General features: G+C 70.9%; 1 protein-coding gene. It reads right to left on the reverse strand.

Features of this window, described 5'->3' with window-relative positions:
• Positions 1-32 precede the first annotated feature (32 nt).
• Positions 33-14426: a non-ribosomal peptide synthetase gene (locus F4560_RS16605; RefSeq protein ID WP_184921044.1), complete on the reverse strand. Its 14394-nt coding sequence runs from the start codon at positions 14424-14426 to the stop codon at positions 33-35.
• Positions 14427-14443: the final 17 nt, after the last annotated feature.

Below are 14443 nucleotides of genomic sequence, written 5' to 3' on the forward strand. Positions count from 1 at the left end.
TCAATCGTGAACACGGGCTTCCGAAGTGCCGCCTAGAGCTCCGCCAGCCGCTCGGTCAGGATGCGGCCCACGTCTGCGACCGGTCCGGCCTGCAACAGCCGTCTGTGTTCACAGTGCACGGACTCCGTGATGATCTGGCCCGCCACGAACGGCCGGAGCTGATCGACCCTCGTCCGAACCTCCTGTCCGGCCTGATCGAGATCGGGGGTGGCGACGATGAGCAGCAGGTCGCCGTCGAAGACATCGGGCATGTGGCCGACGGCGAGCTTCCAGTTGTTGTCGGACACCTGACCGATCCGCATGATCAGCTCTTCGTCGAAGGTCGCCAGCGGGCTTCCCTCGGCGCGCAGCGCCGCCATCACCTTGGCGTGCTCAAGCGGGCCTGGGCCGAACATGTCGAGTTCCAGGCCGACGAAGTCGAGCAACGCGGTCAGGATGTTCTGCTGGTCGGTCGCGGTTTTCTGGCCCTCGATCATCTCGGCCGTCATCGGCGGTTGGTCGATGTTGACCAGCAGCGCGACCCGCTCACCCCGGCCGCGCAGGCGGGTGGCGATCTCGTGCGCCAGCAGCCCTCCCATCGACCAGCCGAGCAGGTGATAGGGGCCGTCCGGCTGCACCGTGCGGATGTGCGCGATGTAGTCGTCCGCCATCTCCCGCAGCGAGCGCGGCAGCTCCTCCTCGTGCGCCAGTCCCCTGGGCTGGATCGCGTAGACGGGACGGTCAGCCGGGACGTGCCGCAGGAGACCCGCGTACATCCAGCCGAGGCTGCCGACCGCGTGGAGGCAGAACAGGGGCGGCCGGTCGCCCGCGGTGCGCAACGGCAGCAGGACGTCCAGGCCACCGGGCTTGTCACCGTCCGAGTCGCCGTCGCCGAGCAGGCCGAGCAGGCCGATCGGCGTCGGCGCCAGGAACAGGCTGCGGTTGGACACGCCCGTGCCGAACACCGAGCGGATTCGGCTGGTCAGCTGGATCCCCAGGATGCTGTCACCGCCGAGTTCGAAGAAGCCGTCGTCCAGCCCGACCTTCGACACCCCGAGCACCTCGGCGAACAGCCGGCAGAGCAGTTCCTCCCGCGGCGTGCGCGGTCCACGTCCCCCGCTGTCCACGTCGAATTCGGGTGCCGGCAGCGCCTTGCGGTCGAGTTTTCCGTTCGGCGTCAAGGGGAAGCGATCGAGCGTGACGAATACCGCGGGCACCATGTAGTCGGGCAGCGTGGCGCCGACGTGACCGCGCAAGGCGGCGGAGTCGACAGCCCCGCCCGAGGGCACGACATAGCCGACGAGCCGCTTGTCCCCTGGCCGGACCTCGTGCACGAGCACGGCGGCCTTGGCCACCGCCGGATGCGCGGCGAGGGCGGTCTCGATCTCACCGAGCTCGATCCGGAAACCGCGGACCTTCACCTGGTGGTCCACCCGGCCGAGGTAGTCCAGCTTGCCGTCCCGTGCCCACCTGGCCAGGTCGCCGGTGCGGTACATGCGCGCGCCCGGAGCGCCGTACGGGTCGGCCACGAACCGTTCCGCGGTCAGCGCGGGCCGGTTGAGGTAGCCCCGGGTCACGCCGCCGCCCGCGATGTACAGCTCCCCCGGGACGGTGGCGGGCACCAGCCTCAGGTTGGCGTCCAGGATGCGCACGGCGGTGTTCCAGATCGGCCGGCCGATCGTCGGCGCGCCGGGCCGGTCGTCGAGCGCGGCCGCGGTCGAATAGACCGTGGTTTCCGTCGGGGCGTAAGCGTTCGTGACCTCCCTGGCGACCTCGCGCATCGCCGCGGCTTGACCGACGGGCAGTGCCTCGCCCCCCACCAGCATCCGCAGCCCGCGCAGACGCTCGGCGTCGTGGTCGAGCATGACCTGCCACAGCGACGGCGTGGCCTGCATGAACGTCACCCCGGTGCGCCCCATCAAGTCCGTCAACGCCTGCGGATCCAGGACTGTGTCCTTGTCCGCGACCACCACACCGGCACCGGAGATCAGCGGCAGGTAGAGGTCGACCGCGGCGATGTCGAACGCGATGGTCGTCACCGCGAGCAGCCGGTCGTCCTGGTCCATCGGGAAACGCGACGCCATGGACAGCAGCATGCTGGACAGCCCGGCGTGTGGCACCACGACGCCCTTGGGCCTGCCGGTCGACCCGGACGTGTAGATCACATGCGCCGGATGCGCTCCCGCCACGCGGACCGCGGGATCGGTACCCGGGCCGGTCAGGCTGAGCTGATCCAGCCGCAGGGTGGGAACGTCGCAGGCCATGGAACGGTCGGTCACCAGCAGCACGGGATCGGCGTCGTCGAGCATGTACCCGATCCGCTCCGCGGGGTAGTCCGGGTCGAGCGGCAGGTAGCCCGCACCGGTCTTGAGCACCGCGAGCAGGGTGACCACGAGCCCAGCCGACCGGGACACGGCCACCGCGACGAACCGCTCCGGCCTGGCGCCGCGCGAGATCAGCTCGTGGGCCAGCTGGTTCGCCTTGGTGTCAAGTTCCCGGTAGGTCAGCTCGGTTCCGCCCGCGATCAGCGCGGTCGCCGTGGGCGTCCGCTCGGTCTGGGCCCGGATCAGTTCCGCCACGGTCAGCGCGGGCACGGCCACCGACGTGTCGTTCCAGCCGGTCAGCAGCTGCTCGCGCTCGTCGGTGGCCAACAACTCGGCCGAACCGATGCGCTGGTCGGGATCCGCGGCCATCGCGGTGAGCAGCCGCACCAGCCGGTCGGCCATGGTCCGCACGGTGTCCCGGTCGAACAGGTCGAGGTTGAAGCCGATGCTGCCGAGAACTGCGCCGTGCTCACCGTCGGTGAAGTCGAACGACAGGTCGAACTGGGCTGTGTCCTCCGGCATCGGCTGCGGCGCGAGCGTGAGCCCCGGCAGGCTGAGGTCCTCCTGCGCGTTGGCCTGGTAGCTGACCATGATCTGGAATAGCGGGTTGCGCGCCAGCGAACGAACCGGGTTGAGCTCCTCGACCAGGCGATCGAACGGCACGTCCTGGTTGGCGTGGGCGGCCAGGTCGGTGGCCCGCACCCGGGCCAGCAGTTCCCGGAACGACGGGTCGCCGGAGGTGTCCGTACGCAGCACGATCGTGTTGACGAAGAATCCGATCAGGTCGTCGAGCGCCTCGTCGGTCCGTCCTGCGACCGTCGTGCCCAGCGGGATGTCCGTGCCCGCGCCGAGCCTGGTCAGCAACGCCGCGACGGCGGTGCGCACCACCATGAAGGCACTCGTGCCCGTCACCTTCGCGAGCTTGGTCAGGCCCGGACCGACCTCCGCCGGAATCGGCACCGCCACCACGTCTCCCCTGGTCCCGGCCACGGCCGGACGGGGGCGGTCGGTGGGCAGCGCCAGCTCCTCCGGCAGCCCGGCGAGCGCCGAGCGCCAGTGGCCGAGCTGGCGGGAGATGGCACTGTCCCGATCGTCTTCGCTGCCCAGCACCTGACGCTGCCAAAGTGCGTAGTCGGCGTACTGCACCGGCAACGGTGCGAACTCCGGCACCGCACCACGTACGCGCGCCGCGTACGCGACGCCGATGTCGCGCGCGAGTGGCCCCATGGACGCGTGGTCGCCCGCGATGTGGTGCAGCACAAGGAGAAGCACGTGGTCCCGAGGCCCGAGTGCGAAGAGGAACGCCCGCAGCGGGATCTCGGTGGACAGGTCGAAACCACGACCTGCCTCGGCCACGAGCGACTCGGCCAGTCGGTCCGGGTCCGCCTCCCGGACGACCATGTCGATTCCGGCATCCGTGACGTGCTGCCGCGGGACGCCATCGGTGTGCGGGAACGTCGTGCGCAGGCTCTCGTGCCTGGCCACCACGTCCCCGAGCGCCAAATTCATCGCGGTCGCGTCCAGCTCGCCGATCAGCCGGACCGCGAGCGGGATGTTGTACTGGCCGTCCGTGCCGTCCATGTTGTTGATGAACCACAACCGGCGCTGTGCGTACGACAGCGGCAACACCTCGGGCCGCTCGGCCGGTGCCAGTGGCGGGCGTGCGGCGGCCGCACCGGCCAGCGCTTCCGCCAGACTGGCGACCGTCGGCGCGTCGAACACGGCTCGCACCGGCAGCTCACTGCCCAACTCGGCACGGATCCGGTTGACCAGCCTGGTCGCGGTGAGCGAGTGCCCGCCCAGAGCGAAGAAGTCGTCGTCGATGCTCACCGACCCGACCGCGAGCACCTCGGCGAACAGTTCGCAGAGCGCGCGTTCCGCCGGTGTCCTCGGCGGGCGTCCGTCCCCGGCAGCCCCGAGTTCGGGCTTCGGCAGCGCGCGCCGGTCGACCTTGCCGTTCCGGTCGAGCGGCAGGCTGTCGAGGGCCACGAACACCGAAGGGACCATGTGCTCGGGCAGCCTGTCACGCAGCCAGTCCCGCAGCGCACCGATGTCCAGATCCGACCGGACCGCCAGGTAGCCGACCAGCCTGTGCCCGCCGGAGCCGTCGTCCTGGGCCACCACCGCCGCCCGGCCGACCGCGTCGTGCGCGGCCAGCACCGACTCGATCTCCCCGGGCTCGACCCGGAAGCCGCGCACCTTGACCTGGTCGTCGGCCCGCCCGGCGAACTCCAGCTGTCCGTCCGCCGTCCACGACACCAGGTCGCCGGTGCGGTACATCCGAGCGCCCGGCGGGCCGAAGGGATTCGCCACGAACCGCTCGGCGGTCGTCCCGCTCGCGTTCAGGTAGCCACGGGCCAGTCCGTCTCCGGCGATGTACAACTCCGCCCGGACGCCCGGCGCCACCGGACGCAGCCAACCGTCCAGGACGTAGACCTGGACGTTCCAGAGCGGACTTCCGATCGGCGGCCGCACCGCCCCCGACAGTGGCAAGCTCATCGTCGCGGCCACCGTCGTCTCGGTCGGTCCGTACGTGTTGACCATCAGGCGGTCTGCCGACCACTGCGAGACGACGTCCGGCGGGCACGGCTCCGCGCCGACCGCGATGGACCGCAGCGAAGGCGAAGGCGGCAACGTGCCGAGCATGCCCGGGGTCAGCTGGACGTGGGTGACCCCGGTGCGCTCGATGATCTCCGCCAGCTCGGCGCCGACCGGGACCCCGCTGCCCGGCAGCACAAGCGTTCCACCTGCCGACAACGTCATCGCGATGTCCGCGACGGATGGGTCGAAGCTGGGTGACACCAACTGGAGCACACGGCTTCCCTCGGTGACGGCCAGGCGTTCCGCGTGCGCTCCCGCCATACCCGCGAGGCCGGCGTGCGTCACGACAACGCCCTTGGGCCGTCCGGTCGAACCGGACGTGTAGATCACGTACGCCGCTTGCCCCGGCGACAACACCGTGGCCGGATCGTCGGTGGACCGGCCGGTCACGTCGAGCCGCTCGGTGATCACCGTTGCCACTCGCGCGTCGGTCAGCATGAGCTCGACCCGTTCGGCCGGATGTCCCGGATCCACGGGCAGGTACGCGGCGCCTGCCTTCAGCACGCCGAGCACCGCCGCGAGCCACTCCGGCGACCGCGCCATCCGCACCGCGACAACCTCATCCGGCCGGACTCCCTGACCGGCGAGGAAATGCGCGTACTGATTGGCCCGCGCGCCGAGCTGCCCGTAGGTCCACTCCTCGCCGGAGGTCGCGTCGTGCACGGCGACCGAACCCGCACTACGCCGGACTTGGGTCTCGAACAGGTCGAGCAGCGTCGCCGCGCCCACGTCGTGGGCGGTGTCGTTCCACGTGACGAGCACCTTCCGGCGTTCGTCGTCGGTCAACGGGTCGATACCGGCGACCGGGCACAGCGGGTCGGCGATGAACGCGTCCACCAGCCGCATGAGCTTCGCCGCCAGGGACTCGACGTCGAACAGACCCGGCCGGTGGTGCAGCGTCAGGACGGTCGATCCGGCGTCGCTCGACGTCGCCAGCGCGAGCGGGTAGTGGGTGCCGTCCTGGATGCGCACATCGGACACGCCCAGACCGTGCGCGGCCTCGTGCAGGCCGTCGGCGTCCAGCGGCTGGTTCTCGAAAACCGTCGCGGTGTCGAACAGTTCACCCGTGCCCGCCAGCCGCTGGATCTCAGCCAAGCCGAGGTACTGGTGGTCGAGCAGTTCGGCCTGCCTGCGCTGCAACCGGTTCAGCACATCGAGGACGGTGTCGCCGGGCTCGGTGCGGACGCGGACCGGCAGGGTGTTGATGAACAGCCCCACCATCCGGCCCGCGCCGGGCATCTCGGCGGGCCTGCCGTTGACGGTCTCACCGAAGACGACGTCGGCCCGGCCGGTCAAGCCGCACAGCAACAGTCCCCACAGCCCTTGCACCACGAGGTTCTTCGTCAGGCCGTGCCGCCGGGCTTGCGCGGTGAACGCGATCGCCTTGTCCTCGGTGAGCCGCAACCGCGTCGACTCGGATCGCACCACGGGCCCGCCCGCGGCAGGCGCCGCGACAAGTGTCGGTTCCACCGGACCTTCGAGTGCGTCCCGCCACGCCCGCTCGGCCGCGTGCCGGTCTCGACCGGCGATCCACGCGAGGTAGTCGCGGTACGGCGGGACCGGGGGCAGCGCCGAGTCGTCACCACGGCTGCCGTACAGCTCGAACAGCTCACCCAGCACGATCGGGCCCGACCAGCCGTCGAGCACGATGTGGTGGTTGGTGAACAGCAGCCGGTGTTCCCCGGCGCCCAGCTTGACCAGTGTGAACCGGACCAGCGGCGACTGCCGCGGATCGAACCGCCCGGCCAGGTCGGCGGCGAGCAACCGATCCAGCTCGGTGGCCCGCCGCGCCGGGTCCAACTCGCTGAGATCGGCCTCGTGCCACGGAACCTCGACCGCGCGCGGGATCACCTGCACCGCCTGGCCGGTCCCGTCCGAGTGGAACGCCGCCCGCAGGTTGTCGTGCCTGCGCAGCAACGCCTCGGCCGCGTCCCGCAACACGCCCACGTCGAGCGAGCCGTGCAGGTCGATCACGGTCTGGACGTTGTACATGTCGGCGCCGCGGTTGTCGTACAGCGCGTGGAAGAGCAAGCCTTCCTGCAAGGGAGACAGCGGCAGCACGTCGGCCATCCCCGGCCGCTCGCGCTCCAGGTCGTCGATCTCGTTCTGCGACAACGACACCAACGGCAGGTCGGACGGCGCGAAGCCGCCGCCGTCCGCGCTGACAAGGGCTTCCAGCGCACCGAACCAGGCATCGGCCAGTTCCCGGGCCCGCACCTCGGTCAGCAGTTCGCCCGGCCAGCTCCAGTCCGCGACCAAGCGCGGCCCGTCGGGGTAGTTCACTGTCATCGCGTTGACGTTGACAGCGTGCGGCAGCGCCATTCCCGCGTCGGCGGGCACGCCTGCCGGTCCCTGTTCGTCCTCGTTCTCGTCCGTGGCCGTGCCCATCCGACCGAGGTAGTTGAAACCGATCTGCGGACCGGCGTACCGGGCCAGCGCGGGCGAGGTCTGCGGGTTGAGGTACCGCAGCATGCCGTAGCCGATGCCGTGGTCCGGAATGGCGCGCAGCTGCTCCTTCACCCGGTTCACCGCGGCCTCGACGCCGTCGGCGCCCGGATCGAGCCGGACCGGGTACGAGCTGGTGAACCAGCCGACCGTCCTGGACAGGTCGGTCCCCGGGAAGATCTCCTCCCGGCCGTGCCCTTCGAGCCCGATGAGGACAGCCGGTTCCGTGCTCTCCCGCCAGCCGTTCACCGCGAGAGCCAGCGCGGCCAGCAGGACGTCGTTGATCCCGGCGTGGAATGCAGCCGGCACCTTCCCCAGCAGGGGTTCGGTCACCGCGGCGGGCAGGACGAGCCGCAGGTGGCTCGCCGAGCCGAAGGTGTCCTTCGCCGGATCGAGCGGCCGCTCGGTGATCATCGGCTCCCGGGTGCCGAGAATCTCCCGCCAGGTCGCCAGTTCCCGCATCCGGGCCGGTGAACTCGCTTCCTCGGCCAGCTGCCTGGCCCAGGCCCGCAACGATGTGCCCACCGGCGCCAGCCGCACCGGACGACCCGCGAGCAGGGCGTTGACGGCCTCTTCCAGGTCGGGCAGCAGGATCCGCCACGACACGCCGTCGACCACCAGGTGGTGCGCGACGATCGTCAGGTGCCCGGTCCTGCCCGGACCGGCGTCGAACCAGACGCATTGCAGCATCACGCCGTCGTCCGGATTCAGTCGCCGCTGTGCGGCGTCGACGTCGGCGGCATCGAGCCCGGAGGTGACCCGGTGGACCACATCCGCCGCGCGCACCGCCCCGGTCGGTGCGATCTCCAGCGACCACCCGAAGTCGTCGCCGAGCCGCGTCAACGTCGTCCGCAGCGCGTCGTGATGGTCAAGCAGTGCCTGCACCGCGGCATGCACGGTCTTCTCGTCCGCATCGGCGGGCACGTCGGCGGTCACCGTCTGGTTGAAGTGCTCGATCCGCCCGCCGCTCTCCCGCAGCCAGTGCATGATCGGTGTCAGCGGGACGTCGCCGACGCCGTCCGAAGTGTCCGGTACAGGCGTTTCCACCGCAGCGCTCGCCCGTGCGACCGCGGCGAGAGCCTCGGGCGTCTTGTGCATGAACACGTCCCGGGGGCTGAAGACCAGCCCGGCGGCGCGGGCCCGTGCGACCAGCTGCATCGAGACGATGCTGTCGCCGCCCAGTTCGAAGAAGTTGTCGTCCACCCCGGCCTTGGGCACGCCCAGCACTTCCGCGAACAGCCGGCAGAGCAGCTCCTCCTGCTCGTCACGGGGTTCCCGCGAACCGGTCCCGCCGGCGAACTCCGGCGCGGGCAGCGCCTTGGTGTCGAGCTTGCCGTTGACCGTCATCGGGAACGTGTCCATCGGCACGACCGCGGCCGGAACCATGTGCTCCGGCAACGCTGTGGCGACGTGCGCGCGCAGCACCCGGCTGTCGACGTCGCGGCCGGCGGCCGCAACGACGTACGCCACGAGCCGGCGACGGCCCGGCTGGTCCTCGCGGGGCACCACCGCGACCCGGTCCACGTCCGGGTGCGCCGCCAGCACGGACTCGATCTCACCCGGCTCCACGCGGAAACCGCGGATCTTCACCTGGTTGTCGGCCCGACCGACGTAGTCCAGCTGACCGTCGGACCGCCAGCGGGCCAGGTCTCCCGTCCGGTACAGCCTGCCGCCCGCCGGGCCGAACGGATCTGCGACGAACCGTTCGGCGGTCAGTCCCGGCCGGTTGAGGTAACCCCGGGCCAGCGCCGGGCCGCCGACGTACAGCTCACCCACCACACCGACCGCGACCGGCCGCAGGGCCTTGTCCAGCACATGGGCACGTGCGTTCCACAGTGGACGGCCGATCGGCGGCACGCCCTCGGTCAGCGGGTCGCTGATGGACGCGCACACGGTGGTCTCGGTGGGGCCGTAGGCGTTGACCATCAGGCGGCCCGGAGCGAACCTCGCCACGAGTTCGGGCGAGCACGCCTCACCGCACGGCATCAGCGCCATCCCGTCGGGCAGCGCGTCGGCGGACAGCACCGACAGCGCGACCGGCGGGAGCATCGCGTGCGTGACGTTCTGCTCCTTGAGCAGCCGGGACAGCTCCGGGCCGGGCAGGAGCCGGTCCGGCGAGGCCAGCACGAGCGCGCCACCGACCAGGATGGTCGCCGACATCTCCGAGAACGCCGCGTCGAACGCGGGCGAGGCGAACTGGAGCATCCGGCTGCCCGGCCCGACCTGGAAGATGGTCGACTCGCCGATGCCCAGGCCGGCGACCCCGGTGTGGGAGACCACCACGCCCTTGGGCCTGCCGGTCGAGCCCGAGGTGTAGATGACGTACGCCGCGCTCTCCAACGGAACCGCCACCGCGCCGGGCAACGGCTTGGCGTCGAACGGCTTGTCCAGCAGGATCACGTCGGCCCTCGTCGCGGGCAGATCGATGTCGCCTTGTGTGATCAACGCGGCCGGGCGTGCATCGTCGAGGATGTACGCCAGCCGTTCGGCCGGGTAGTTCGGGTCGAGCGGGACGTAGGCGGCGCCGGCCTTGAGCACCGCGAGCAGCGCGACATGGAAGTCCACGGACCGCGGCAGGGCGATCGCGACGTAGTCCTCGACCCCGATCCCCCGCCCGGCCAGCACCCCGGCGAGGTGGTTCGCGCGGTCGTCCAGGTCGGCGTAGGTCACCACGGTGTCGCCGGACACCAGGACCGGCGCGTCCGGCGTGGCCGCTGCCTGGACCTCGAACAACTGCGGGAACGTCAACGCCGGCACGTCGTGTGCCGAGTCGTTCCACTCCGACAGCTGGGAGTGCTCCGCGTCGGACAGCAGATCCACCCGGCAGGCAGGCAGATCGGGGTGCGTGGCGAACGTCTCCAGGACGCGGAGGAACCGGGCCGCCATCGTCTCGATCGCGGCGTCGTCCAGCAGATCCGGCCGGTACGACAGGTACATCGCCAGGTCGTCGCCGCGCTGGGTCGCGGCCAGGCCGAGCGGGTAGTGGGCGGCGTCCTCCACTGCCGCGTCGAGAACTCCCAGCTGCCGGCTGGAGGTCTCCAGCGTCTCCATGTCGACCGGGTAGTTCTCGAACACGACGATCGTGTCGAACAGCTCGCCCGCCCCGGCCAGCCGGGCCACGTCGGTCAGGCTCAGGTACTGGTGCGCCAGCAAGCCGGACTGTTGGCGTTGCAGCCCGGCGAACAGGTCGGCGAGCGGGGCGGCCGGGTCGATGCGCACCCGGACGGGCAGCGTGTTGATGAACAGGCCCAGCATCTTCTCCACGCCGGGCAGCTCCGGCGGGCGTCCGGACACGGTCGCGCCGAACACCACGTCGTCGCGGCCGGTCAGGTGGCTGAGCATGAGCGCCCAGGCGCCCTGCACCAGGGTGTTCACTGTGAGACCGCTACGGCGTGCGGCTGCGGCGACGCCAGTGGACAACTCGCGGGGCAGATCCAGGTTCCACCGCTTCGGCGGGGCCTGGTCGCGAGCCGGGTCCGCGGGCACGACCAGCGTGGGGTCGCCCAGGCCGGCGAGCACTTCGCGCCACACCTGCTCGCTCGCGCGAACGTCCTGCTTGGCCATCCAGGCGAGGTAGTCGCGGTACGGCGTGACGGCAGGCAGGGTCGTGTCGTCGCCACGTTCGTTGTACAGCTCGAACAACTCGCCGATCAGCAGCGGCATGGACCAGCCGTCGACGAGGATGTGGTGCACCGTGATCACGAACCGGTGCCGGTCCTCGGCGAGGCGGATCACCATGCAGCGCACCATGGGCGGTCGAGCCAGGTCGAACCGGGTCGCGCGGTCCTCGGCGAGCAGCCTGCCGAGTTCGGCACTGCGGTCGGCGTCGGCCCACCCGGTCAGGTCGACCTCGGTCCACGGCATCTCCACCGCACCCGGGATCACCTGCCACGCCTGTCCCTCGTCACCCGTCACGAAGTACGCCCGGAGGTTGTCGTGCCTGCGCAAGACGGTCTCGACCGCGCCCCGCAGCACCGCCGAGTCGACCGCTCCGCTGAGTTCGAGCGCGGCCTGGATCGTGTAGACGTCCGAGGCCCGCTCGTCGTAGTGCGCGTGGAAGTGCAAGCCCTGTTGCAGCGGCGCCAACGGCAGGACGTCGGTGATATCCGGCCGGGCGGCCTCCAGCCGGTCGATCTGCTGCTGGGTGATGCTCACCAGCGGCAGATCGGACGGGGTCAGGCCGCCCTCGCCGGTCCGCTCGCCGAGCGACCGGAGTTCTTCGGCCCACAACGTGTTCAGCGCGAGCACTTGGGCGTCGTCGAGCAGCTCACCCGACCACGTCCAGGTCGCCACCAGCCGCCGGCCGTCGGGGAACCGCTGGGCCATGACGTTGAGTTCCAGCGCGTGCCCGAGCGGCATGTCCGCGTCCGCGGCCCCTGCCATGTCGTGGATGCCGCTGTCCGGCTCCTCCTCCGCCTCCCCATAGCGGCCGAGGTAGTTGAACGCGATCTGCGGGTCGGCGAACCGCGCGAGCGCCCCGGCGGTGTCCGGGTTGAGCCACCGGAGGAGGCCGAAACCCATGCCCTTGTCCGGGATCGCGCGGAGCTGTTCCTTCACCGTCTTCAGCGAGCCACCGGAATCGATCGCCACCGGGTAGGCACTGGTGAACCAGCCCACGGTCCGGGACACGTCGGCGCCCGGAACGATCTCCTCCCGGCCGTGCCCTTCCAGGTTCACGAGCACCGGACCGCTTGTGCCACGCCACTTCGCCACCGCGGCGGCGAACGCGGTCAGCAGCACCTCGTCGACACCGGCGTTGAACGCCGTCGGGATCGCGCCGAGCAGCGGACCGGACACCTCCACGGGCAGCGCCACGGTGTGCCTGCGGCCGATTCCGACCACATCCTTGGCGGCGTCCACGGGGCGGGCGCCGAGCAGTGGGTCTTCAACACCCAGCGCGGCCTGCCACAGGTCCAGTTCGGCCACGCGTTCCGGCTGTGCGGCGAGCGCGGCCAGCCGGTCCGCCCAGTTCCGCAGGGAGGTGCCCACCGGCTCCAGCTTCACCTGCCGGTCGGCGAGCAGCGCCTCGAACGCGGACGCCAGGTCGGGCAACAGGATGCGCCACGACACGGCATCGACCGCCAGGTGGTGCGCGACCAGGGTCAGACCGTCGTCGAACCAGACCGCTTGCACCATCAGGCCGTCGGCGGGCGACAACCGGGCTGTCGCGGCCTCGATCGCGTCCGGGTTCTGGGCGCCCGCGACTCGTCGCACGCAGTCCTCGGCGCGCACCGAGCCCACCGGCAGCACTTCAAGCGACCACTCCGGGCCCAGCCGCAGGCGCAGCGCGTCGTGGTGGTCGATCAACGCCCGCAGCGCGGCGTGCATCATCGGCTCGTCGACACCGGCGGGAACCGGCACGGACACCGTCTGGTTGAAGCGGTTTACCGGCCCGCCCTGTGCCCGAAGCCAGTGCATGATCGGGGTCAACGCGACCGGGCCGACGCCGTCGTCCGTGGGGACGACCGTGTCGTCCAGTGACCGCGCGACAGTCGCGAGTTCGGCGACGGTCCTGTGCTCGAACACGTCGCGCAACGTGAACTTCAGCCCGGCCCTGCGCGCCCGGCTGGACAACTGGATCGACGTGATGCTGTCGCCGCCGAGCTGGAAGAAGCCGTCGTCGATGCCCACGCTGGACACGCCGAGGACCTCGGCGAACAGGCGGCACAACAACTCTTCGCGTTCGTTTCGCGGAGCCCGGTACTCGGCTTCACCTCGATCCACCGCCGCCTGGGCTCCGGCCAGGGCGCGCAACGCGGCCGACCGCCAGTCGCCGTCCAGGGAGTCGACCGTCCGGTGTGGATCGTCGGCGAACGCGGTCAGCACGTGGACGACCCGGCCGAGGATCTCCCGGGCGTCGGCATCGGCGATCAGGTCCGGCCGGTGGTCCAGGCGCAGCAGCAGGTCCCGGCCCTTGAGGGTGCCCTCGAGGTTCAGCACGTAGTGGGTCGCGTCCGCGCCCGTCGCCGCCGTGGCGCCGATCCCCTGCGCGGCGGCCTCCAGGTTGTCCGCGTCGACCGGGTAGTTCTCGAACACGGCCATCGCGTCGAACAGGTCGCCGTGGCCGGCGAGCCGCTGCACGGTGTGCAGCCCGATGTACTGGTACCCCGCCAGTTCGGCCTGCTGGTCTTGCAGCCGACGGGCCACCTCGCGCAACGACGAGCCGGAGTCCAGGCGCACCCGGACCGGCAGCGTGTTGATGAACAGACCGACCATGCGTTCCGCGCCGGCCAGCTCCGGCGGACGGCCGGAGACCGTGCCGCCGAACACGACATCATCCCGGCCGGTCAGGCTCCCCAGCACGAAACCCCACGCGGCCTGCACCACGCTGTTGAGCGTCAGGCCGAGCGACCGAGCCCGCGCCACCAGCGAGACCGCCAGCTCGGTGGGCACCTGCTCCAGGAGCATGCCCGGCAGCACCGGCGTGCGGGCCGTGCCGGGCGGGGCGACGAGCGTCGGTCCGGTCAGGCCCCGCAATGCGTCGGCCCACGCCTGTTCCGCCTCGCCCTGGTCCTGTTTGGCCAGCCAGTCCAGGTACCGGCGATACGACACGACCGGCTCGAGCGCCGACTCGTCCCCGCCGTTGTTGTACAGCTCGAGCAGCTCACCCAGCACCAACGGCATGGACCAGCCGTCGAGCAGGATGTGGTGCGCGGTCAGCACAAAGCGGTATTCCCGGGCAGTCAGCTTGATCAGGGTGAACCGCAGCGGTGGCTGGGACAGGTCGAACCGGTTGGTCCGGTCGTCGGCGATCACCCGGGCCAGTTCGTCCGCCCGGCCTGTCTCCGGGACCCCGGTCAGGTCGACCTCGTGCCACTGCGGCTCGACCTCGCGCATGATGACCTGCACCGGCTCGCCGGACTTGCGATCCCGAAAGCCCGCCCGCAGGTTGTCGTGCCTGCGCAGCACGGTCCGGACCGCGCGCCGCAAGGCCACCGCGTCCACCTCGCGGCGCAGGTCCAGGGTCATCTGGATGACGTAGACGTCCGTGCCCCGCTCCTCGTACCGGGCGTGGAACAGCATTCCCTGCTGGAGCGGGGACAGAGGCCACACGTCCACCAAGCCGGGCTTGATCATCTCGCCTTTCCCTTTCA

This window comes from Saccharothrix ecbatanensis (genome assembly GCF_014205015.1).
GTDB classification, from domain to species: domain Bacteria; phylum Actinomycetota; class Actinomycetes; order Mycobacteriales; family Pseudonocardiaceae; genus Actinosynnema; species Actinosynnema ecbatanense.

Coding starts and splice junctions, on each gene's coding strand:
- F4560_RS16605 (WP_184921044.1), bottom strand. CDS start 14,426: ATGATCAAGCCCGGCTTGGTGGACGTGTGGCCTCTGTCCCCGCTCCAG.